At 65.8% G+C, this 23,948-nt stretch carries 17 protein-coding genes; 12 read left to right on the forward strand and 5 right to left on the reverse strand.

Annotated features, from left to right (window positions below; all coding sequences use genetic code 11):
• Nucleotides 1-22: 22 nt before the first annotated feature.
• The 9 genes from KHN93_RS14135 (at nt 23) to KHN93_RS14175 (ending at nt 14,563) form a co-directional block, all read left to right on the forward strand.
• Nucleotides 23-2,089 (forward strand): TonB-dependent receptor, encoded by a 2,067-nt coding sequence (locus KHN93_RS14135; protein WP_211920446.1) that lies wholly within the window; start codon nt 23-25, stop codon nt 2,087-2,089.
• A gap of 407 nt (nt 2,090-2,496) precedes the next feature.
• A complete protein-coding gene (locus KHN93_RS14140) occupies nt 2,497-2,925 on the forward strand; it encodes a MarR family winged helix-turn-helix transcriptional regulator (protein ID WP_211920448.1) in 429 nt (142 codons plus the stop codon).
• Nucleotides 2,922-4,145, forward strand: coding sequence for an MFS transporter (locus KHN93_RS14145; protein WP_211920450.1), 1,224 nt, complete (start codon nt 2,922-2,924; stop codon nt 4,143-4,145). The genes KHN93_RS14140 and KHN93_RS14145 overlap by 4 nt, the downstream gene beginning before the upstream one ends.
• A 400-nt stretch (nt 4,146-4,545) precedes the next feature.
• Nucleotides 4,546-6,921, forward strand: coding sequence for a TonB-dependent receptor (locus KHN93_RS14150; RefSeq protein WP_104559397.1), 2,376 nt, complete (start codon nt 4,546-4,548; stop codon nt 6,919-6,921).
• A gap of 916 nt (nt 6,922-7,837) precedes the next feature.
• A complete protein-coding gene (locus tag KHN93_RS14155; protein WP_211920452.1) occupies nt 7,838-9,601 on the forward strand; it encodes a S8 family peptidase in 1,764 nt (587 codons plus the stop codon).
• Nucleotide 9,602: 1 nt separating this feature from the next.
• Entirely contained in the window at nt 9,603-10,229 is a 627-nt protein-coding gene (locus tag KHN93_RS14160) for a hypothetical protein (protein ID WP_211920454.1), read from the forward strand.
• A 177-nt stretch (nt 10,230-10,406) separates the two neighbouring features.
• The gene (locus KHN93_RS14165) at nt 10,407-12,155 is read left to right on the forward strand and encodes a S8 family peptidase (protein WP_212579650.1); all 1,749 of its coding nucleotides are present in this window, start codon (nt 10,407-10,409) and stop codon (nt 12,153-12,155) included.
• Between the two features lies 1 nt (nt 12,156).
• Nucleotides 12,157-13,968, forward strand: a complete 1,812-nt coding sequence (locus tag KHN93_RS14170) for a S8 family serine peptidase (protein WP_425600151.1) — start codon at nt 12,157-12,159, stop codon at nt 13,966-13,968.
• Nucleotide 13,969: 1 nt separating this feature from the next.
• Nucleotides 13,970-14,563: a hypothetical protein gene (locus tag KHN93_RS14175; RefSeq protein WP_211920456.1), complete on the forward strand. Its 594-nt coding sequence runs from the start codon at nt 13,970-13,972 to the stop codon at nt 14,561-14,563.
• 69 nt (nt 14,564-14,632) lie between these two features.
• Here KHN93_RS14175 and KHN93_RS14180 read toward each other — a convergent pair whose 3' ends face one another.
• On the reverse strand, nt 14,633-15,664 hold the full coding sequence (locus tag KHN93_RS14180; protein WP_211920458.1) for an aldo/keto reductase: 1,032 nt from the start codon (nt 15,662-15,664) through the stop codon (nt 14,633-14,635).
• A gap of 152 nt (nt 15,665-15,816) precedes the next feature.
• Entirely contained in the window at nt 15,817-17,028 is a 1,212-nt protein-coding gene (locus tag KHN93_RS14185; protein WP_211920460.1) for an MFS transporter, read from the reverse strand.
• Between the two features lie 100 nt (nt 17,029-17,128).
• Between KHN93_RS14185 and KHN93_RS14190 the strand changes: the two genes are divergently transcribed.
• Nucleotides 17,129-18,043 carry a LysR family transcriptional regulator gene (locus KHN93_RS14190; RefSeq protein WP_211920462.1) on the forward strand — a complete coding sequence of 305 codons (915 nt, stop codon included), beginning with the start codon at nt 17,129-17,131 and terminating at the stop codon, nt 18,041-18,043.
• 1,310 nt (nt 18,044-19,353) lie between these two features.
• On the opposite strand, the gene KHN93_RS14195 is transcribed toward KHN93_RS14190, so the two are convergent.
• Nucleotides 19,354-19,557, reverse strand: coding sequence for a hypothetical protein (locus KHN93_RS14195; protein ID WP_039522385.1), 204 nt, complete (start codon nt 19,555-19,557; stop codon nt 19,354-19,356).
• Between the two features lie 234 nt (nt 19,558-19,791).
• On the opposite strand from KHN93_RS14195, the gene KHN93_RS14200 reads away from it, so the two are divergent.
• Nucleotides 19,792-20,700, forward strand: coding sequence for an AraC family transcriptional regulator (locus tag KHN93_RS14200; RefSeq protein WP_212579652.1), 909 nt, complete (start codon nt 19,792-19,794; stop codon nt 20,698-20,700).
• Nucleotides 20,701-20,813: 113 nt separating this feature from the next.
• Here KHN93_RS14200 and KHN93_RS14205 read toward each other — a convergent pair whose 3' ends face one another.
• Nucleotides 20,814-21,287, reverse strand: a complete 474-nt coding sequence (locus KHN93_RS14205) for a (R)-mandelonitrile lyase (RefSeq protein ID WP_065049873.1) — start codon at nt 21,285-21,287, stop codon at nt 20,814-20,816.
• Nucleotides 21,288-21,479: 192 nt separating this feature from the next.
• On the opposite strand from KHN93_RS14205, the gene KHN93_RS14210 reads away from it, so the two are divergent.
• A complete protein-coding gene (locus KHN93_RS14210; RefSeq protein WP_212579653.1) occupies nt 21,480-22,379 on the forward strand; it encodes a LysR family transcriptional regulator in 900 nt (299 codons plus the stop codon).
• 543 nt (nt 22,380-22,922) lie between these two features.
• Here the strand turns inward: KHN93_RS14210 and KHN93_RS14215 are convergent.
• Complete coding sequence (locus KHN93_RS14215) at nt 22,923-23,906, reverse strand: aldo/keto reductase (RefSeq protein WP_211920464.1); 984 nt, start codon at nt 23,904-23,906, stop codon at nt 22,923-22,925.
• Nucleotides 23,907-23,948: the final 42 nt, after the last annotated feature.

Below are 23,948 nucleotides of genomic sequence, written 5' to 3' on the forward strand. Positions count from 1 at the left end.
CAATCACAGAGTCCGGCCCGCCATGCACCCTCGCCTCGCTTCCTCGTTCCGCCGCTCCACGCTCTCGCTGGCGCTGACCAGCCTGCTGACGCCCGCCCTGGCCCTGGCCGAGGACGCACCGGCAGCTGCCGACCCGCAGACCCCGCCCAGCTCGGATACGCGCCACGACGCCACCGCTTCCAGTGGCCGCCATATCAAGGACCTGGACAAGGTCGTGGTCACTGCCAGCCCGCTGCGCGATGCGGCCGGCGAGTTGAGCCGCCCGGTCGAGGTGCTGGCCGGCGAGCGTCTGGACGAGGTACGCAGCTCCAGCCTGGGCGAGACCGTGGCCAGCCTGCCCGGCGTGCAGAGTTCCAACTTCGGCCCCGGCGTCGGCCGGCCGATCATCCGTGGCCTGGACGGCCCGCGCGTGGCGGTGCTGCGCGATGGCCTGTCGACCCAGGACGTGTCCACGGTCAGCCAGGACCACTCGCCGGCGATCGAGCCGTTCCTGGCCAACCAGATCGAGGTGCTCAAGGGCCCGTCCACGCTGCTGTACGGCTCCGGCGCGATCGGCGGCGTGGTCAACGTGGTCGACGGGCGCATTGCCGAAACCCCGGTGGACGGCTTCAGCGGCCGCGCTGAAGTGCGCTTCGATGGCGGCGACAAGGACGGCAACACCGACATGTTCCGCGTCGATGCCGGCAATGGCAGCGGCCTGTCGATCCACGCCGACGGCGTGTACCGCAACCAGAACGATTACGACACCCCGCAGGGGCGCCAGCTCAACAGCTGGATCGACTCCAAGGTCGGCTCGGTCGGTGCCTCGCTGTCCGGCGACTGGGGTTTCGTCGGCCTGTCGGCCTCGCGCTTCCGCGACAACTACGGCAACCCCGGCGAGCCGGGCGACCCGACGATCGGCGAGCGCGGGGTGTCGTTGAAGCTGCAGCAGGACCGCTACGACCTCAAGGGCGGGCTGACCGATCCCTGGGGCGAAGGCAGCGCGCTGCGCTACAGCTTCGGCCACACCGATTACGCGCACACCGAGTTCGAAGGCGCCGAAGTCGGCACCGTGTTCACCAAGCGTGCCAACGAAGGCCGTGTGGAAGCCTCCTTCACCTTCGGCGGCGGCTGGCAGACCGCGTTCGGCCTGCAGGGCAGCGACACCACCTTCCAGGCGATCGGCGAGGAATCCTTCGTGCCCAAGACCGACACCCGCTCGCTCGGCGTGTTCGGCGTTGCGCGCAACAGCTGGGAGCGTGTCACCGCCGAAGTCGGCGCGCGCGTGGACAAGGTCAAGTACCGCACCGACATCGGCGTGGACCGCGACTTCACCCCGACCAGCTTCTCGGCCAGCGGCGGCTTCCGTTTCAACGAACAGTGGCGCCTGACCGCCAACCTCGACCACGCCGAACGCGCACCGGCCGAGGAAGAGCTGTTCGCCAACGGCCCGCATATCGCCACCCTCGCCTACGAGATCGGCGATGCGGATCTGAAGACCGAAAAGGCCAATCAGGCCGAGCTGGGCCTGAACTTCCAGAACACATGGGTGGATGCCAAGATCGCCGCGTACTACAACCGCTACAACGACTTCGTCTACATCGTCGATACCGGCGGCCAGTGGTTCAACGAAGAAGACAACGACTTCCTGCCGATCCGCCAGTGGACGCAGAACGATGCGGTCTTCCACGGCTTCGAGGGCGAGGCCACCTTCCATCTGGCCGACAACGACACCGGCGCGTGGGATCTGCGCGTGTTCGGCGACACCGTGCGTGCGCGCCTGAAGGATGGCGGCAACCTGCCGCGCATCGCACCGGGCCGCGTCGGCGCGCAGATGCGCTGGAACGCCGATGCATGGCGCGCCTCGCTCGGCGCCACCCGCACCATGAAGCAGGACAAGGTGGCGGTGAACGAAATCCCGACCGATGGCTATACCTTCGTCGATGCGCATCTGGCTTACCACGTGGACCGTGGCAGCAACGCGTGGGAAGTGTTCCTGGACGGCAACAACCTGACCAACCAGGACGCACGTGTGCACACCTCCTTCCTCAAGGACGATGTGATGCTTCCCGGCCGCAGCGCCTCGTTCGGCGTGCGCCTGTTCTTCTGACGGTACCTCTCTCCCGCCGTCATAAGCGAGGCCGCCTTCGGGCGGCCTCGTCATGTCCGGCGGCGGGGCTGCCGGTCTCGGCGTTCTGCAATGCTGCGCGCATTCGCGTGGCAATGGTTGTTCTGCGCCACATCGCTCCCTGTAACGAGCCGATGCAATGCATTGCACTGGCTGGCTCGACGCCCCGCTGACCGATCACACCGAGGCCGCTTGCCGGCGTTGGCCGATAGCAAGGCTGCCGGTGCGCACCAGCGTATGTACCCGTGCCGTCATTGGCGCGGGTCGGGCGGTCTTGCCGCGCGGATTCAATCGATCCTGCTTCGACGAACAGGCGCCCCACATTCGCCACGCGCTTGCCAATAGGTGCATATGCACGCAAAGTGCGAACATCCTCGTGGAGCATCGCCATGTCCGGGACCGGCCCCTGCACCTGCTTCCAGCTGCGCCGCGCCGCACGGCGTACCTCGCAGCTGTACGACCATGCTCTGGCGCAGGTGGGCCTGAGCCTCAACGAGTACTCGATCCTGCGCCGGCTGGTCAGCGCACAGCCGTTGGGCGCGTTGGCGCACTCGCTGGGCATGGATCGCACCACGCTGACCCGCAATCTCAAGCCGCTGGTGGCGGCGGGCTGGGTGCAGGCACGTCGCGGCGAGGATGCACGCCAGAAAGTGGTGGTACTGAGCCGCAGTGGGCGCGGGCTGCTGGTGCGCGCGTTGCCGCATTGGCAACGCGCACAGACGCAGCTGGAAACGCTGTTCGGCAGCGCTTCCACCGCGCAGCTGCACGCCACCCTGATGCAACTGGATGCGGCCCTGGACGCGGAGGCAGCGGCATGAGCACCTCTGCGAGCGCCCGCACCGGCGCGCAGTGGGGACTGCTGCTCACCGCCTCGGCCATGCTGATGCTGACGATGGGCGCACGCCAGACCACCGGCCTGTTCGTGGAGCCGATCCATCGCCAGACCGGGATCGGCATCGCGTCGATCAGCTTCGCGCTGGCGGTGGGGCAACTGGTCTGGGGCGCGGTGCAGCCGGTATTCGGCGCGATCGCCGATGCGCGCGGGCCACTGCCGGTGCTGCTGTTTGGCGGCGTGCTGTTGTCGCTGGGCCTGGGACTGAGCCCGTGGCTGGCCAGCGAGTGGGGCCTGATCGTCTCGCTCGGCATCCTGGCCGCCGCCGGTGCGGGCGCCGGCAGTTTTTCGGTGCTGATCGGCGCCACTGCCAGCCGGCTCGCACCGGAGCGGCGTTCGTTCGCAGCCGGGCTGATCAATGCCGGCGGCTCGCTCGGCCAGTTCGTGTTTGCGCCACTGGTGCAGCTGATGATCGGCGCCGCCGGCTGGGCCAGGGCGATGACCGGCCTGGCGATGATCTCCTTGCTGACCTTGCCGCTGGCCTGGCCGCTGCGACGCAGATCGCCGCCGCCGGGCACGCACACGCCGATCGCAAACGACGACATCGGCTTGCGTGCGCAACTGCAGGTTGCCATGCGCGACCGCAGTTACTGGTGCCTGCATCTGGGCTTTTTCACTTGTGGGGTGCATATCGCGTTTCTGGTCACGCACCTGCCCGGCGAGATCGCGCTGTGCGGCCTGCCCGCCAGCGTGTCGGCGGTGTCGATCGCGTTGATCGGCCTGTTCAACGTGGCCGGCAGCCTGGTCGCCGGCAAGCTCGGCGAACGCATCCGCATGAAGTGGCTGCTGTGCGCCTTGTATGCCAGCCGCGCGGTGCTGATCGGTTTGTACCTGATCGCGCCGCCGACGCCACTGACCTTCTACCTGTTCGCCGCGGCACTGGGCTTTACCTGGCTGGGCACGGTGCCGCCGACGGCGGGCTTGATCGGCAAACTGTTCGGCCCGCGCTACCTGGGCACCTTGTTCGGCCTGACCTTGTTGTCGCACCAGATCGGCGGCTTCTTCGGGGCGTGGCTGGGCGGGCTGGCGCTGGAGCGCTTCGGCGATTACAGCTGGATGTGGTACGCCGACATGCTGCTGGCAGTCATCGCCGCACTGATCAACCTGCCGATCCGCGAAGCCGCGCCGGTACGCGCAGCAGCGTAAAACGGGCGCAAGCGCGCGCATGCCCGCAGCGACATCGCTGCGCCATTGCACGGTCCCTGGCAGCACATGCGCAAGGGTCATCGTGCCGCCGCGATGGTTCGCATCGGCTGCCGCTATGGTGCGCGTTGAAACGACCCACACGCGGTCCGATAGCGACACACGTGCACTGCGCACGCGCGGTCCGGCGCCTTGCCGCATTGATCGATGGCGAGCATATCGCCTGCGCCGAGTGCCGCAGCGCACAACAGCTTTTGCCGGCAACTCCGTTAGAACAACAGCGCGACGTGTGTCGCTGCGTTGCGCGACCGGCCACTGTGACGTGCTGCCGGTCACCCTTTGGCGGCGCGTGCACGATTGCGCGCATTGCCGCCAGCTGCGACGTCATCCCAGGAGAGCTTTCATGACCGCATCGATGCCCCGCTATGCCCTGTCCCTTGCCATCGGCGCCCTGCTTGCGCCTGCCGCGCATGCGCAGACGTCCACCGCCGAGCCGCGCAGCGAGGCCACCACGCTGGATGCAGTGATCGTCAGCGGCACCGCGCGCTTCAAGGGCCTGGCCAAGCGCGATGCCAGCTTCTCGATCACCACCGCCAGCCCGGAGCAGATCCAGCAGGCCGTGCCGCAGAGCACTGCGGACCTGCTGAAGATCGTGCCCGGCGTATGGGCCGAGCCCAGCGGCGGCGGCACCGGCGCCAATATCTTCGTGCGCGGCATGCCATCCGAAGGCGATGCGCCGTTCGTGACCATGCAACTGGATGGCTCGCCGCTGTTTCCGCCGCCGACCCTGTCGTTCCTGGAAAATTCCACGCTGTTCCGCGTCGACGACACGGTCGAGCGCATGGAGGTGTTGCGTGGCGGCTCCAGCCCGATCTTCTCCAACGGTCAACCGGGCCTGACGGTCAACTTCATCCAGAAAAAAGGCCAGGACGAGCCCGAAGGCAGCGTACGCCTGACCGGCGGCAACAACGCGCTGCGCCGCATCGATGTCTTCAACAGCGGGCCGATGGGCAACGGCTGGTACTACAGCGTGGGCGGTTTCTTTCGCGAAACCGACGGCGTGCGCGACCCGCAGTTTTCCGCCGACAAGGGTGGCCAGTTCAGCGCCACCTTGAGCAAGCGCTGGGACAGCGGCGAGCTGTCGTTCTACGCGCGGCATACCGACGACAACAATGCCTTCTATACCGCCATTCCGCTGCTGTCGCGCAACAACGGCAACGACCTGTCCAGCTTCCCCGGTTTGAATGCGCAGACCGGCACCCTGCTCGGCCGCGACTTCCGCAATGTCGACCTGCTGGTCGGGCCGGATGGACAGACCATCCGCCGCGATCTGGCCGACGGCCGCGGCGTCAACATCGATGTATTCGGCGGCGAACTGAACTGGGAGACCGGCGACTGGACCATTGCCGACCGCTTCAACGTGATGAGCGGCAGCGCGCCGACCTATGCGTTGTTTACTGGCGATGCACCGGTGCGATTGAGCGATTTCATCGCCAGTTACGGCACTACCGGCAGCGGTAGCTTCACCAATGGCGGCGGCGTCGTCGATCCGAATCAGCAGGTGCTGGAAGCCGGCTGGTGGTCGGTGGACAAGCGCCTGAATTCGGTCACCAACGATTTGCGCCTGAGCCGCGAATTGTTTAAGGGCAACACGCTCACCGTGGGCGCGTACTACGCCAAATATTCCTCGGCAGACACCTGGTACCTGGGCAACACCATGCTGCTCACCGCGCAGAACAACGCGCGCCGGATCGATCTGGCGCTGGACAACGGCCAGCAGGCCACGCGCCAGGGTTTCACCAGTACCGCGTTCTTCAACCTGCGCGCCAACTACGATGGCGAGAACATCGCCGCCTTCGTCGCCGACGAATGGGAGCTCAACGCGCGGCTGCGCCTGGACCTGGGCGCCCGCTACGAACGCCAGAGCGTCACCGGCGATGTGCACGACACCGCCACCGTCGATCTGGACGGCAACCCGGCCACGCTGTACGACAACGCCACCTCGCTGGCACTGGCCAGCACGCGCCGCATCGACCAGGACGATGAGGCGTTCTCCTGGACGGCGGGGCTGAACTTCACGCTCGATACGCACAACAGCCTGTTCGCACGCGTCAACTCGGGGGTGAAGTTTCCAGGCTTCGACAATCTGCGCGATGGCCAGAATCGCGTGCAGGAAGTGGATCAGTACGAACTCGGGCTCAAGTCCGGTGCCAGTAGCTACGACCTGTACCTGACCGCGTTCTACAACACCTTCAAGAACTCGCCGTTCCAGGCGTTCCTGGCCAATGGTGAGAACTTCACCACCGTGGGCGACTCGCGTGCGCGCGGGCTGGAAGTGGAAGGCGCCATCCGCCCGTTCGGCGGCTTCGAGCTGGCCGGCACCGGGGTGTGGCTGGATGCCAAGTACCGCAACTACCGCGAGTTCACCGGCAACCAGGTGATGCGCCAGCCCAAGCGCCAGTTCCGCATCACGCCCAGCTATTACTGGATGCTGCCGTTCGGCGACCTCAAGGTGTTTGCCACCTATTCCTACATCGGCGACCGCTTTGCGGACCTGGCCAACAGCCAGCGGCTGCCGTCCTACGACATGCTCGACATCGGCGCCAACCTGCATGTGGGCGAGCACTGGGAAGTAACCGCCAGCGGCAGCAACGTCACCGACACGCTGGGCCTGACCGAAGGCAATGTGCGTGTGCCGGGTGCAGCGACCGGTGGCGTGTTCATGGGCCGGCCGATCGCCGGACGGCAGTACCAGATGTCGGTGGCGTATCGCTGGTAGGTGGCAGGATCAAGCCAGCGAGGCACTACGGCGTCGATCCTGGACACATGTGGGATCGGCGCCTTTTTGTTGCCACAGCACATGTGTGTACAGGAACAGCTGTGCCACTGTGCAGTTAACGATGCGGGTTATTGGCGCGGCACAGGCGATGCCGCCCGCACGCCCGTACACAGCATCTCAGTGCTGAATCGTATGGCATCGCATGACTGCGCCCCCTGCGCAGCACCGCCGCAATTCGCGTGCTGCCCCGCGCCGGATGCGAAGCAAATCCGCGCATCGCGATGCGTTCTGTCAATGAAAAATTGATAGACCGCAACAGATCGCGGCCAATGCTGTGCGAAAAACGTCGCATCGCGAGCGTGAATCGGCATGTCCTGCATGAAGTGCGCAACGGATCACGCGCTGGTCATCTGGCGCTCGGGTTGCGAGCGCGGATTGCGCCATCTCTAATCGGATCGCTGGCAATGCGTTCGCATTGCCAGCGTCGGCGGCGCGGACGCGCACGGGGGAGCCGACTGATGACCCGGCCGCATCCGTCCAGCGTGTGGGACCGATGCGTATCACTGGCTCTTTCGGGATACACGGACATGCACCCTGTTGCTGCCTCTTCGCGTGGTTCTCCTGCACGCACGATTCAATTCCACCTGAGGTTGACGGCGTGCTGGCACGGCCAAGCGCATCTGTTCGGCGCTGCCTGATCGGTTTTGCTCGCCGCGGCCGCTGCCGTATGGATTCACTTTCTACGCTTGCTGACGCGTCTGATTCGGGCTCGATAGGCACGGCCTGACTCTGTTGAAGCAGTTGCGCTGGCCGATCGCCTGAGCGGCCGGACGGGGAACTGCGTCGTATCGATCGTGCCTACCCTTGACTGGACTCAAACGGAATGAACCCTTATCGCAGGTGCCCTCTCGCGCTGTTGATCGCTGCCCTACTGATCACAAGCGCGCCACTCTCGGCACTGGCCGACACGCCAGTGACCGCTCCCGCCGCCAGCTCCAAGGCCAGCGCACAGGGCAGCGATCCATTGCTGCGCTACCAATGGCACATGTCCAACCAGGGACAGGCCGTGATCGGCGACAGCCGTCCGCTGCCCGGGGTCGATATGGATGTGGATCTGCTGCATGCATTGGGCATTCGCGGCCGTGGCGTCCGCGTCGGCGTGGTGGACGACGGCCTGGAGATCGGCCACGAAGATCTGCGCGACAACATCCTCCCGAATGGCTCGCACAATTTCGGCAACGGGTCGCACGACCCCACCCCGACCGACCCGGATTTTGGTCACGGCACCTCGGTCGCTGGCATCATCGCTGCGGTTGGATGGAATGGCCGTGGCGGTCGCGGCGTTGCGCCCGAAGCCTTGCTTGCCGGCTTCGATTTTTTGGGGAGCGACTCGGCCGGCAGCGGCGCAGAAGTCAGTTATTCCTGGGGCGTTGGTCCCGAAGCACGCACCATCGATATCTTCAACAACAGCTGGGGTTCGACCCAGGCCAGCTACCCCGACTTTCCGCTGGAAGAGCGTCAGTCCTGGGAAGCGTTGATGCGTTCGACACGCGGCGGGCTGGGTGGCATCTACATCAAGTCAGCCGGCAACAGCTTCAGGCGTTTTCGCATCCGCGATGCAGAGGGCAACATCGTCAATGCTTGCAGCGAACTTTCGCGCACCTTGAATGTCGGATGCGTGCTCGCCAATGTCGATCCACTCAACAATGTTCCCGCTACCATCGTGGTCGCCAGCGTGGACGCCACCGGCAAGCGCGCCTCCTACTCGTCGTCCGGTTCGGCGTTGTGGATCTCCGGCCTGGGCGGAGAGTTTGGATACCAGCGCAGGTTCTCTCCCAACGCGGCACAGACCGCCTCCCCCGAGACCGCGCCGTTCGTCTACGATCCGGCCATTGTCACCACCGATCTCAGCGGCTGCAGCGCTGGCGACAATGTGGATGGCGCGACGGTCGAAAACGCGCTTGCCGGCAGCACCTCCAGGATCGACGCATCCTGCAACTACAGCGCGTTGATGAACGGCACATCTGCCGCTGCGCCCACCGTCTCAGGTGTCACAGCGCTGATTCTAAGCTCCAACCCCGGCCTGACCGCGCGCGATGTCAAGTACATCCTGGCCAAGACCGCGCGCCAGATCGATCCGTGGCAGCCGCGCGCGGTCTACCAGGGCAGCGTGATCGACCCGGGCTGGATCACCAATGCCGCCGGCCATCGTTTCAGCAACTGGTATGGCTTCGGCCTGGCCGACGGCGCCGCAGCCGTCTACGAGGCGACCTATTTCAAGCCCCTGCCTCCGGTACGCGACACGCAATGGGTTGCATCCACCGCTGCTGCAAGTCAGATCGGTGGACCTGCACGACCAGCCAAACAACGCATTCGCATCACCCAGGCAATGAAGGTGGAAGGCGTGCAGCTGTCATTGGCCACCTCGCACCGCAATCCGGCCAATCTGCGCGTGGTGCTGGAGTCGCCCAGCGGAACGCGTAGCTACGTCGTCACCCCGTTCTCGGTACTGGATCCGGCCGAGTACGCGAAGACCGGGTTCTATATCGATCTCACCTCCACCAACGCTTTTCTCGATGAGCGAGCGCAAGGCGTGTGGACGCTGGAAGTCACCGACATGACCGAGCCGCGAACCACCGCGGCGCTGCAGAATTTCAAACTTCGCATCCTGGGGCACTGACATGAAAAGCATCCTCCTTACTTCGGTCCTCGTTGCTTCCTTGGCCGCGTGCGGGTTCGCGCATGCCGGCCAGTACATGGACGCCCAGGCGCTCAGCGCAGCGGCCACCGGCGAGCAATTCAAATCCGGAAACGATACCTATCGCATGCTGCCCGGCGTGGTGGTCTCCGAGCCACTGCCGAACGACCGCTTAAACGCCGCTCCCGCATCTGCCGCCAAGGCGCGCGCAAGCAGCGCAGCAGCAATCGATGGCAAGGTTGCCGCACGAATCGGCCCCTATGCCATCGTCCTTCCGTCAACCAGCGCTGCACGTGGCGCGTCCAGGCTTGCGTCCACATCTAAGGGCTCGGCAGAACGCGCCATCGCCGCAGCGGTGAACGAACGCAATGGACGCGTCGTACTGGTCCAGCCACAGCTGAAGCTGACCGACACCACGCCAAGCGCTGTCAGTGCACTGGCACGCAGCTCCGGCGGGCGCGTCGTCTACGCCTCGACGATCGACAACAGCGCAGTGATCGCCTATCCGTCGATCGAACAAACGCAGCAGGCCTTGACCCGTCTGCGCGCCAGCACGCCCGGCACGCAGGCGGCGCTGGTGGTGCAACAGTCGGTCATGCAGCCGATGTAGCAGACCTCCGGGCGACCGTCGAGCGCGCGCGCGGCGGGCCGCTCCGCGGACGCATCCATCGACAACGCGGCAATCGAGCGAAGGCGTACCTGCCATCGCTGCCTTGCTCCCTCCCACGCATTCGACCATCGATCGGAGAACAGCATGAGCTGTGTTCGCAAGCATCACCGCAGCGCCATGGTTGGCGCGCTGCTGATCGGCGCCCCACTGTACACGGCGGTGGCCGCCGCTCCGGCCACCGCCTTGCGTACGGCTGCCGACGACCCGCTGGTGCGGTATCAGTGGCACATCTCCAATCAGGGACAGCAGGTCATCGGCGACATCCGCCCGGTTGCGGGCGTGGATATGGATGTGGATGTCCTGCATTCCCTTGGGATTCGTGGCAAAGGCATCCGCGTCGGCGTGGTGGATGACGGATTGGAACTGGGTCATGAAGATCTGGCCGACAACATCATTCTGAACGGCTCGTACAACTTCGAGACCGGCTCCCATGACGTGACGCCTATCGACCCTTTCCTGTCTCATGGCACTGCGGTCGCGGGCATTGTCGCGGCCGTTGGCTGGAACGGGCGTGGTGGCCGCGGCGTGGCGCCCGAAGCCAGGCTTGCGGGGTTCGATTTCGACGCCCGCGACTCGTCCAGGAACCTGGCCAGCGTGCGCTATGCCTGGGGCGATGGGCCGGAAGGTCGAAACATCGATATCTTCAACAACAGCTGGGGCCAGCCGGCCTCGTTCTACCTGGATTTCCCGCAACAGGAGCAAGCGTCATGGGCGGCATTGATGCGCTCGACCCGCGGTGGACTGGGAGCGGTTTACGTCAAGATCGGGGGTAACGATTTCCTCAGTCTGCAGATGCCAGATCAGGACGGGAACATGCGCGATCTCTGTGGCCCGCGCGCCCGCGCGGCAGGGGTCGGCTGCGGACTGGCCAATCTGGACCCACTCAACAACCTGTTTGACACCATCACCGTCGCAAGCGTCGATGCCAGCGGCAAACGCGCAGCGTATTCTTCGCCCGGTTCCGCGCTATGGGTGTCTGGTCTTGGCGGGCTGATAGGAATGCAACGCGCCTTCGTCCCTGACCCGGGCGAACGCCTGCCCCCCGATGCAGCGCCCTTTGCGTATGGCCCCGCGCTGGTGACGACCGACCTGAGCAGTTGTTCGGCAGGCTACAACCAGGATCGCGGTCTTGATCCGGCCAATGCGCTGGATACCAGCAGTTCGAAGATCGACCCCCGCTGCAACTACACGGCCCGCTTCAACGGCACCTCCGCCGCCGCGCCAACCGTGTCCGGCGTCGCCGCCCTCATGCTGGGCGTCAATCCCGGCCTCAGCGCCCGGGACGTGAAATACATCCTGGCCACCACCGCGCGCCAGGTCGACCCACAACAACCGCGCGCCACATATCAGGGCAGCGTGATCGATCCGGGCTGGATCACCAATGCGGCCGGACATCGCTTCAGCAACTGGTATGGATTCGGCCTGGTCGATGGTGCCGAGGCGGTCTACAAAGCTGGCGACTTCACGCCGCTTCCTCCAGTGCGAGATTCTCAATGGATTGCGTCCACTGCCGCCCCAAGCCAGATTGGCGGACCGGCGCGGCCGGCCAAGCAGCGCATTCGCATCACGCAAGCAATGAAGGTGGAAGGCGTGCAACTGTCGCTTGCCACATCGCATCGCAACCCGACCGATCTGCGCGTGGTCCTGGAATCTCCCAGCGGCACACGCAGCTATGTGCTCACGCCCTTTTCAGCGCTCGATGCTTCGGCGTACGCGAATACCGGCTTCTATATCGACCTGACGTCCAGCAATGCCTTCCTGGACGAAAAGGCGCAAGGCGTGTGGACGCTGGAAGTGACCGACATGACCGAGCCGGCGATTACTGCGGCGCTGCAAGACTTCAAGCTTCGCATCCTGGGGCACTGACATGAAATACATGATGCTTACTTCGGCGTCACTTGCCTGCTTCGCCGCATGCGGCCTGGCGGATGCCAGCCAGCACGGGGATGCCCAGGTGTTCAGCGCAGCGGCCAACGCCGCAACACAGCAAGGCGACGACCCACTGTTCCGCTACCAATGGCATCTGCTCAATCAGGGCCAGCCAGTGTTCGGCGATGGACGCCCGCTGCCCGGCGTGGACCTGGACGTGGATATCCTGCACGCGCTGGGCATCCGCGGCGCGGGCGTCAAGGTTGCGGTGATAGATGACGGCCTGGAGATCGCACACCCGGACCTGGTCGACAATGTCGTCGCCAACGGCTCGCGCAATTTCCTGACCGGCTCCAACGACCCGACGCCACCGGCGAGCGAGATCGATAGCGACCACGGCACCGCAGTTGCGGGCATCATTGCCGAGCGCGGATGGAACGGGATCGGCGGACGTGGCGTTGCACCGGAGGCCAGGCTGGCTGGCTTCAATGCAATTGCAGAGCCGGATGGCAGCAAGCAGTACGTCGACATTCGCTACGCCTGGGGCGACGGGCCGGAAGGGCGCGCCATGGAGGTGTTCAACAACAGTTGGGGTGGTTCGTCGCGCGTGTATCCCTACACCGAAGTCGACGGACAACAGTCGCTCGAAAGACTGATGCAGGCGCAGCGCGGCGGGAAAGGCGGGGTGTATGTCAAAGCTGCCGGCAATGACTTCTTTGCCCTTATCGAGAACGATGCACAGGGCAATCCGGTGGATCGCTGCGCAGACCAGACCCGCAAGCTCGGTGTCGGCTGCGCACTGGCCAACACCGACCAGTTCAACAACCTGATCACCACGATCGTGGCCGGTGCCGTCAACGCCGATGGCGTGCGGGCGTCGTACTCATCTCCAGGCTCTGCACTGTGGGTCTCCGGGCTGGGGGGCGAGTATGGGTTTCAGCGCGCCTTCGATCCGCACCCGGAAACGGCCCGGCCCTCTTATGGGCTCACCAACCTTCTGCCGCTGCGGCGCTTCTATAAGGCCGCAATCGTCACCACCGACCTCAGCGGCTGTGCAGCGGGCAACAACCGTGATCGCACCCGCCAGATGCAGAACGCGCTCGACAGCAGCCGCTCCAGGATCGATGCATCGTGCAACTACACCGCGCGCATGAACGGCACCTCGGCGGCATCGCCTACCGTGGCGGGCGTGGCGGCCTTGATGTTGGGCGCCAATCCGCAGCTGACCCTGCGAGATGTCAAATACATCCTGGCAACCACCGCGACCCAGGTCGACCCAACTCAACCCAAGGCCCTCTACAACGGCACCGTGATCGACCCGGGTTGGGTCACCAATGCGGCGGGCCATCGTTTCAGCAACTGGTATGGCTTCGGGCTGGTCGACGCCGCCGCGGCTGTGGAACGTGCAATGCACTTCACCTCGCTGCCCGCCCTGCAGGACACGAGCTGGAAAGTGTATGAAGGCAACAGCAGCACCATCGGGGGTGTCGCGGCACCGGCCAGGTTGTCATTGAACATCACCCAATCCTTCAAGGTGGAAGGCGTGCAACTGTATTTCTCGGCCACCCATAAGGACCCAAGTCACCTGCGGGTGGTGCTGGTGTCGCCCAGCGGCACGCGCAGCACGGTGATGACGCCGTTTTCCACACTCGATCAGGCCCCCGACGGCACCGTGGTCTGGCTGACATCGAGCAACGCCTTCCTGGACGAACCCTCGGCCGGGCGCTGGACGCTGGAGGTCGACGACATGCTCGCCGACCAGGGCAAGGAACAACTGGAGGAATTCGAAATGCGCGTGGTGGGCCACTGACATGAAGACATCCTTACTGACGCTGCTCGTTGTCGTTGCAGCCGGCGTCTGCGCTCCCGCGTCGGCGCAGCTGGTCGACAGCAAACGCCTGCACGCTGCGGCGACCGGGCCGACCATCGCTGCGGGACGCAGCAGCTTCCGGCTGATTCCCGGCGCAGTGGTCAGGCTGGCCGACGGCGCGCCTGCAACGACCGCCGCACGCGCGGTGCCGTCGTCGCAAAGCAGCACAGACGCCCCGGTTGCACGCTTCGACCGCTACGCGATCTATCTCGATGCCGGCACGGCCGCACGCACGGCCGCCGTGGTTCCGGCCGGGCAAGCCCCGCGCGTGGCCGCAGCGCTCGAAACGCGCAGCGGCCAACTGATCCTGCTGGGCTCCTCGATCAAGCTGTTCAATACCACCCCAGCCATCGCCGGTGGATTGGCCTCACGTACCGGCGGCACACTGATCTATGCCTCGGCCATCGATGGCAGCGCGATGATCGGCTACGACTCGGTGGCCACCGCACTGGACAACTGCAAACAGCTGCAAGGCAGCAAGGGCGTGGGCGCGATCATACCCGAGGTGATTCCGCGCGCGGCACGGCCGTTGTGAGGCGACAACGGTAAGGGATGCCACGCTGCCGCCAACCGACAGCAGCGTGGCGCGATGGCGCAGCCCGCGTCATACCGGCAGCGGGCTGCGTTCGGCAAAGTGCCCGCGCCAGTACGGGTAGTACGGATACGGCGGCTCCACCGCGCTCACCGCATCCAGGCGCGCGCGTTGCGCGTCCGTCAGCGACCAGCCCACCGCACCCAGGTTCTGGCGCAACTGCGCTTCGTCGCGTGCGCCGATCAGCACCGTGCTCACGGTGGGCCGTTGCAGCAGCCAGTTGATGGCGATCTGCGGCACGCTGCGGCCGGTCTCTGTGGCAATCGCGCCGAGCACATCGACGATGTCGAACAGGCGCTCGTCGCTGATCGCCGGCCCGGCGGCAGCGGTGGCATGCAGGCGACTGTGTTCGGGCAATGCCTGGCCGCGGCGCAGCTTGCCGGTCAGGCGCCCCCAGCCCAGCGGACTCCACACCACCGCGCCCACGCCCTGGTCGATGCCCAGCGGCATCAGCTCCCATTCGTAATCGCGCCCGGCCAGCGAGTAATAGGTCTGGTTGGCGACAAAGCGGCTCCAGCCCTGTGCATCGGCCACCGCCAACGACTTCATCAGCTGCCAGCCGGCGTAATTGGACGCGCCCAGGTAGCGCACCTTGCCGGCGCGGACCAGCGCATCCAGCGTGGACAGGGTTTCTTCCATCGGCGTCATCGCGTCGAAGGCATGCAGCTGCAGCAGATCGATATAGTCGGTGCGCAGGCGTCGCAACGAGGCATCCACCGCACGCAACAGGCGGAAGCGCGAGGCACCGGCGTCGTTGGGCCCATCGCCCAGGCGCAGGCCGGTCTTGGTCGAGAGGATCACCTGATCGCGGCGGCCCTGCAGCGCCTGGCCGAGGATCTCTTCAGAGGCACCGTCCGAATACACATCGGCGGTGTCGAACAGGTTCAGGCCCGCCTCCAGGCACAGGTCGATCATGCGCTGCGCCTGCGCCACATCGGTATGGCCCCATGCAGAAAACAGCGGCCCCTTGCCGCCAAAGGTACCGGCACCCAGACCGAGCACCGGCACCTTGAAACCGGAACGGCCGAGAAAACGTGTCTCCATCGCAATGCTCCTTGAAACCGAAAGAAAATCCGCGCGATGTCGGTCGATCCGGCCACGCGCGATGCCAGGCGCCACGCTCCGCTCGCCGATCACCCGCGCGAGCGCGCAGGGCCGCCGGTTGCGCGGTCACTGCGCTCGTGCCTAAAAACGAATCAACCCGCCTGCGCACACACGCCCGGCGCGGCGGCACGCCGGCGTTGCAGTTGCACGCTCCACAACGCGATGCCCAGGCCGAGCGCGCTCAACAGCGCGGCGACCCACGGCGTGGCGACCAGGCCGGCATGCGTGGCGATCACCACACCACCCAACCAGGCGCCCAGCGCATTGCCCAGATTGAACGCGGCGATATTGAGACTGGAGGCCAGGTTCTGGCCGGCACCGCGTGCATGCTCGAGCACGCGCAACTGCAGCGGCGCCACGGTGGCGAAGGCGGCCACGCCCAGCAACCCGACGAACACCACCATCGCGGTCTTGTTGTGCAGGACCAGGCCCATCGCGGCCAGCACCACCACCAATGCCGCCAGGCTGCCCAGCAACGCGGCGGTGGGACGCCGGTCGGCCAGACGCCCGCCCAGCAGATTGCCCACGATCATGCCGACGCCGAAGACCAACAACACCGGCGATACCGCCGTCTGCGCAAAACCGCTCACGTCCACCAGCAACGGCTGGATATAGGTGAATACCGCGAATACGCCGGCATAGCCCACCACCGTGATCGCCAGGGCCAGCAGCACCTGCCCGCGCCCCAGCACCGCCACTTCCTGACGCCACGACACCGGCGCGGCCGCGCCTGCGTTCGCCGGCACCCACAGCGCCACCGCGGCCGTGGCCAGCACGCCGACGACCGCAACCGCCCAAAACGTCGCCCGCCAGCCCAGCTGCAGACCCAGCCAGGCGCCGGCCGGCACGCCCAGCAGGGTGGCCACGGTCAGCCCGGCAAACATCAGCGAGATCGCCGAGGCACGGCGCTCGGCCGGGACCAGCGAGGTCGCCACCACCGCGCCCACGCCGAAGAAGGTGCCGTGCGCCAGCGAGGTCAGCACACGCGCAACCATCAGACTGGTGTAATCCGGCGCCAGCGCGCAGGCCACGTTGCCCAGGGCGAAGATCGCCATCAAGCCGACCAGCACCGCCTTGCGCGGCAGCCGCGCACTCGCCAAGGTCAGCACCGGCGCCCCGACGAACACGCCCAGTGCATAGCCGCTGATCAGCAGGCCGGCGGCGCTGAGCGACACGCCCAGGTCGGTGGCCACCTGCTGCAGCAGGCCCATGATCACGAACTCGGTGGTACCGATGCCGAAGGCACCGATGGTCAGCGCCAGCAGCGCTGGCGGAAAACGGGAAGAACGCGCGGAAGCGGACATGGGCATGGACCAGGGAAGACAACCCACAGCCTGCGCTCCGGCGTCCTAAGCAAAAACCCCTGTTATCCTGATTCACTATCAAGCAATCATTGAGAATCGCATGGACCGCCTCGGCGATATCGCGCTGTTCCTGCGCGTGCTCGATTCCGGCTCGATCACTGCCGGTGCGCGCAGCCTGGACCTGTCGGTAGCGGTCGCAAGCCAGCGCCTGAAGCGGCTGGAGCGCGACCTGGGCGTGCGCCTGCTGCACCGGACCACACGCCGGCTGCACCCCACCCCCGAAGGACAGCGCCTGGCCGAGCGTGGCCGCGTGCTGGTGCAGGATCTGGACGCGCTGGCCGACGATCTGCGCGAGAGCGCACACGCGGTCGGCGGCATCCTGCGCATGACCATGTCGGCCTCGTTCGGGCGGCAATACGTCTCGCCCTTGCTGCCGGAATTCCAGGCCCGTCATCCACGCGTGCACATCAGTGCGCACCTGAGCGACGACCTGGTGGACCTGGTCAGGCAAGGCTTCGATCTGGCGATCCGCATCGGCCCGCTGGACGACTCCGGGCTGGTGGCGCGGCGCATCGCCGACAACCGCCGCACCCTCGCCGCCTCGCCCGACTATCTGCAGCGCCATGGCACCCCGCGCACGCCGGACGACCTGGCCGGGCATGTCGGCGTGCTGCTGATGGGCCGCGACGGCCGCCAGGATGTCTGGCAGTTGCAAACACCGGAGGGCGGCCTGGTGCGCGTGCGCATGCAGAGCCGCTTCGAAAGCAATTTCGGTGAGTTGATCCGCGATGCAGCCGTCGCCGGCCAAGGCATTGCGCTGCATTCGTACTGGCATATCGCAGAAGAACTGCGCAACGGCCGGTTGGTCGAGGTACTCGCCGATTACCCGCCGCCAACCTCGCAGATCAACGCGGTGATGCCGGCGCGCCAGCTGCAGCCGCCGCGTGTGCGTGCATTCGTGGATTTTCTGCAGGAACGCCTGGGCGAAGTGCCGCCGTGGGAGCTTGGCGGTTGAACGCGAGCGCGTTGCTTGCGTCTGCCGGTCCTTGCTGGACGTGGATCGATGCGTGGCTGCTAATCAACATCTTGGTTGGTTAGTGGCTGGATTCGGTCGAGTCGCGCTGTTGGATCACTGGTGGCGGCGATCTGCGAGTTTGCTGCAGGGCCCTTGCACGCCCACCATCGCAGCACATGCCGCAAGGCAGAGCGGGCGATCTACGCCTTTGCGGACAGATCGGCTGTAAAGCAGGCGATCTGCCGCTTGGCTGCAGGGCCCTTGCCCGCCCACCATCGCGGGACACGCCGCAAGTACGTCCCTGTAGGCTCTTACGCGGCATCCATGCCGCGTAAGGTCCCACGACGGTAGGCGGGCAAGGACCTATCGGGATTGTCGGTGTGCATGTGCAAACAGCGCGCGATGCACGTTGTTCGAAAATCAGTTGTTCGATACTAATGCGTCGGCTCAACGTCCAAACGACCAATGCACTTCGCGCGATAAGCAGCTCTTATGCGAGCACCGACCATCTTTCTGGTGCGGTGCCCTCGCCGCTTGCGGGACCCTTGGCGGCATGGATGCCGCCAAGGAGCCTCCACGGACGGATTCACGGCGTGTCCCGCAAGTGGTGAGGGCACCGCGCACTCGACTGACCAAGCTTTTGACTTAAGCATCTAGTCGCGCCCCAAACAACACCACAGTGCGAAGTATGTGCCGTACTCCAAGGGCCTGGATAGCGCGGATAGATCAGCTATAGAGCGGCCGATCTGCCGCTTGGCTGCAGGGCCCTTGCCCGCCCACCATCGCAGGACACGCCGCAAGTACGTCCGTGTAGGCTCTTACGCGGCATCCATGCCGCGTAAGGTCCCGCGACGGTGAGCGGGCAAGGACCTGTCGGGATGGTCGGTGTGCACAATTACGAACATTGCCTGCTGCGCGTTGTTTGATGCCGATGCGCCAGCTCAATGCCTGATGCATCTCCAGCGACAACCAGTCGGATGGTCGGTGCGCATGGGCAAAAGCAGTGCGTCATGTGCATTTGGATAGCGATGTACCTGCGCGGCCCAACAGTCAACGACCAATGCACATCGCGCGACAAGCAGCTTTTATGCGAGCGCCGACCACCTTTCTGGTGCGGTGTCCTCGCCGCTTGCGGGACCCGTGACGGCATGCATGCCGCCAAGGAGCCTCCACGGACGGATTCACGGCGTGTCCCGCAAGTGGTGAGGGCACCGCACACTCTACTCACCAATCAACAATGCGCGTGCGGCCGGAGCGTTGGCACCGTCGCTCTAGCGTCAAGGATGTCGCTGGCGCCCTAGCGCCCTCGTTTAGCGTCCCGCACGCAGCAAGCGCCGGTGCAACCCACGCCGCTGCGCTTCGCTGAGCAGATGCCCATGCGTGTTCAACAATCCCAGGATCTGCTGATGCGCTTGCGCCGTGCGGCGCGCAAGTTCGGCCGTAGCGGCGGCCTCGAGCGCCTTCCAGTCGGCCGGGCTTGCCGGTGCGGCGATGGTCGAACGTTTTGCGGGCATGGGACTGGGCGGTCACGGAAACAGACACCCATGATACGGCGCATATGTGAGCGCCAGATCGTGGCTGGCCTGCCGTTTCGAGGCACCGGGCGCGTGGGCCTGACCGTCTGTGCCGGCGCCAATCGGCGCTACCCCTACCCGCTGCTGTGGCAGGCATGCCGGCTCCATGACAGTGGGTCTTGTAGGATCGACGGCATCGCGGCCACGCCGCCTGGTGCCATTGCCGAGTCCTGCATGTCCGCCTTGACCGAGATGACCGACATCCTGCTGCGCCATGCCCCCGGCGACGGCATGCATGCCACCCGGATTGCCGGGCTGCAGATCATGCGCAGCGCCTCGCCCACCGTGTCGGTGCCCATGGTCTATACGCCGATGCTGTGCCTGGTGGCGCAAGGCCGCAAGCAGGCGATGCTGGGCGCGGCGGCGTATCTCTATCACCCGCAGATGTATCTGGTGGCCTCAGTGGATCTGCCGATCGTCGGTTCGGTGATCGAGGCCAGTGCCGCGCAACCGTATCTGTGTTTCTGCCTGGATCTGGACACCTCCGTGCTGAGCGACCTGGCCGTCAGCCACCCGGAGCTGGTCGAGCCGCAACGCGATGCGGCGCAGGCGGGCTTGTTGCTCAACCACAGCACGCCGCCATTGCAGGACGCTGCAGTGCGGCTGGCGCGTCTGCTCGATCAACCGCAGGAGATCGCCGCGCTGGCGCCGCTGGTCCTGCGCGAAGTGCTCTATCGCCTGATGGCCGATCCGGCCAATGCGGTGGTGCGCCAGATGGCCATCGCCGACAGCCGGCTCAACCAGATTTCCAAAGCCATTGTCTGGCTGCGCGAGCATTACGCACAGCGCTTCCGCATCGAGCAGATCGCCGATCTGTCGGCAATGAGCCGCTCCACCTTTCATGCGCATTTCAAGGCGGTCACCTCGATGACGCCGCTGGAATATCGCTCGCATCTGCGCGTGCACGAAGCGCGCCGGCTGATGCTGGCCGAAGCGCTGAATGCTGCCGATGCCGGCTTCCGCGTCGGCTACGAGAGCGCCTCGCAATTCAGTCGTGACTACGCACGCATTCTCGGCGCGCCGCCCGCACGTGACGCCCAACGGTTGCGTGCCGGGGCACAGGCTGCGACACAAGCGGCATAAGCCAATTCGTGCGCAGTTACGCAGTGGAGCGCAGTCACGCCCCCCCTCACTAAGCGACATGCATCGCCAACGATGAGGCGGCAGACCGCACCACGTCATCGTTGAGCGCCGTGTCACTCGGCCGCGTACTGCGCCTCGCTGACCTGCTCCAGCCAGGTCACCGGCGAGCCGTCCTGCGCTTCGGCGATGGCGATATGCGACATCGCCACGGTGGCGTTGGCGCCGTGCCAGTGCTTGACGCCCGGCGGAATCCACACGATGTCGCCCGGGCGGATCTGCTGCGCCGGCTTGCCCCATTCCTGTACGCGCCCGGCACCGGCGGTGACGATCAACGTCTGCCCCAATGGGTGGGTGTGCCAGGCGGTGCGCGCGCCCGGCTCGAAGGTCACCGTGGCGCCGCCCACCCGCGCCGGCGCATCGGCCTGGAAGGGCGCATCGATGCGCACCTTGCCGGTGAAATAGTCGGCCGGGCCGGCTGAAGATGCGGCGCCACCGGCCTTGCTCACCCTGATCGCTTGTTGCTCCTCACCACCGGGCGTGACGGCGGCCATCATCGACAGCGACATCGCAGTTGCGAACAGATTCATGGCAGTGCTCCTCGATCCAAGTGCCTGCACTGTAGCGCGCATGCGCGCCGGCACTACCCAGGCAACCGCGCATGCACCTAGAAACACAGCGCATCAATGCGGCAGTGACACCTCGGATTTGAAGCCATCACGCAGCATCGCGCATGATGCAGCGGCATGAATGGCATGCGCTGGAGTCGGCCGTCGCAAGCAATGGCGCGGGAAAATCTCAACGATCTGCAGGTCTTCGTCACCGTGGCGCGCGAGGGCAGCTTCACCCGTGCCGCCGCGCAGCTGGGCGTCTCGCAGTCGGCGCTGAGCCATACTGTGCGCGCGCTGGAAACACGCCTGGGCATCCGTCTGTTGACCCGCACCACGCGCAGCGTGTCGATGACCGAAGCCGGCGCACGCCTGTTCGACACCGTGGCGCCACGCCTGGAAGAGATCGACGACGAGCTGTCCGCGCTCACCGACTTCCGCGACAAGCCGGCCGGCACCATCCGTATCACCACCGCCGGCCACGCTGCCGATGCCTATATCTGGCCGGCGTTGTCGAACGTACTGCCCGACTATCCCGACCTCAAGATCGAGGTCACCGTCGATTACGGGCTGGCCGACATCGTTGCCGAGCGCTACGACATCGGCATCCGGCTGGGCGACCAGGTCGCCAAGGACATGATCGCGGTGCCGATCAGTCCGATGCAGCGCATGGCGGTGGTGGCGGTGCCGGGCTACTTCGTGCACCACACCATCCCCGCCTCGCCGGCCGAGCTGGCCCGGCACAACTGCATCGGCTTGCGCCTGCCCACCCATGGCGGCCTGCTGCCCTGGGATTTCGAAAAGGACGGCCGCGAGGTCAAGGTACGCGTGGACGGGCAATGGACCTTCAACGGCAGCAGCGCCATCCTGCGTGCCGCGTTGGCCGGCGGCGGACTCGCGTTCTTGCCGGAAACCATGGTGCTGGAGCACATCGCCGCCGGCCGGCTACGCCGCGTGCTGGAGGACTGGTGCGAGCCGTTCGACGGCTATTACGCCTACTACCCCAGCCGCCGCCAATCCTCGCGCGCACTCACGGTAGTGATCGACGCATTGCGACACGACCTGGCGCGCTGACGCGCCCCTGTAGGAGCGTGCCTGCGCGCGACGACGCGTTACCGATAACGCCCATCGCGCGCGAGCGCGCTCCTACGACAGCGTCGGTTTGCGGCGGGTTTGAAGGAGTGATCAACGCATTGCGACACGATCCGGTGCGGTGACACGCTTGTGTAGGAGCGCGCTTGCGCGCGACGAGGCCTTTGTCGGTAACGCCCCATCGCGCCCGGGCGCGCCCCTACAACAGCGTCGGTTTGCGGCGGGTTTTAAGGGGTGATCAACGCATTGCGACACGATCTGGCGCGCTGACACGCTTGTGTAGGAGCGCGCTTGCTCGCGACGAGGCCTTTGTCGGTAACGCCCCATCGCGCGCGGGCACGCTCCTACGACAGCGTCGGCTTGCGGCCGGGTTGAAGGGGGTGATCAATGCCTTCCGGCACAACCTGGTGCGCTGACGCGCCCGTGTAGGAGCGTGCCTGCGCGCGACGAGGCCTTTGTCGATAACGCCCATCGCGCGCAAGCGCGCTCCTACGACAGCATCGGTTTGGCGGGCTGATTGCTGGGTTATTGATCGACCAGCTTCTGTCGCTCCGGGCTGTAACGCTCGCCGACGATCGCTACCGCATCCAGCTCCTGCTGGATGCGCGCAAGATCCTCGTTGTTCAAGGTCAAGGCGGCGCCGCCCAGGTTTTCTTCCAGGCGATGCAGCTTGGTGGTGCCGGGAATCGGCACGATCCACGGCTTGCGCGACAGCAACCATGCCAGCGCGACCTGCGCAGGGGTGGCGCCCTTGTCGGCAGCGATGGCCTGGATGCGTTCGACCAGCGCCTGGTTGGCCTGACGCGCCTCGGCAGCGAAGCGCGGCACCTGATTACGGAAATCGTCGGCAGAAAATTGCGTGTCGGCCTGGATGGCGCCGGTCAAAAAGCCCTTGCCGAGCGGGCTGAACGGCACGAAGCCGATCCCGAGTGCTTCCAGCGTTGGCAAGACGCTGGTTTCCGGCTCGCGCCACCACAGCGAGTATTCGCTCTGCACCGCCGTCACCGGCTGCACCGCGTGCGCGCGCCGGATGGTATCGGCACCGGCTTCGGACAGGCCGAAGTGCTTGACCTTGCCTTCGGCGATCAAGTCCTTGACCGTGCCGGCCACCTCTTCGATCGGCACCGCCGGGTCCACGCGATGTTGATAGAACAGGTCGATGCGGTCGGTCTTCAGGCGCGTCAGGCTGGCCTCGGCCACCGCACGGATCCGCTCTGGACGACTGTCGAGCCCGGCGTCGGCATGTCCGTCCTTGAAGCCGAACTTGGTCGCAATCACCAGCTGGTCGCGGTGCGCCGCCAGCGCCTCGCCCAGCAATGCCTCGTTGGCGAACGGCCCGTAGGCCTCGGCCGTGTCGAAGAAGGTGACGCCGCGCTCCACTGCCGCATGCAGCAAGCCAACGGCCTCCTTGCGCGCGGTCGCCGGCCCGTAGCCATAGCTCAGGCCCATGCAGCCCAGGCCCAGCGCGGACACCTGCAGCCCGCTGTTTCCCAACTGTCGTGTTTGCATCATGTGCTCCCGCGGCAACGGCCGCATCGAATGAGTCGGCCG

It is taken from the genome of Xanthomonas arboricola pv. juglandis, assembly GCF_905367715.1.
GTDB classification, from domain to species: Bacteria; Pseudomonadota; Gammaproteobacteria; order Xanthomonadales; family Xanthomonadaceae; genus Xanthomonas; species Xanthomonas arboricola.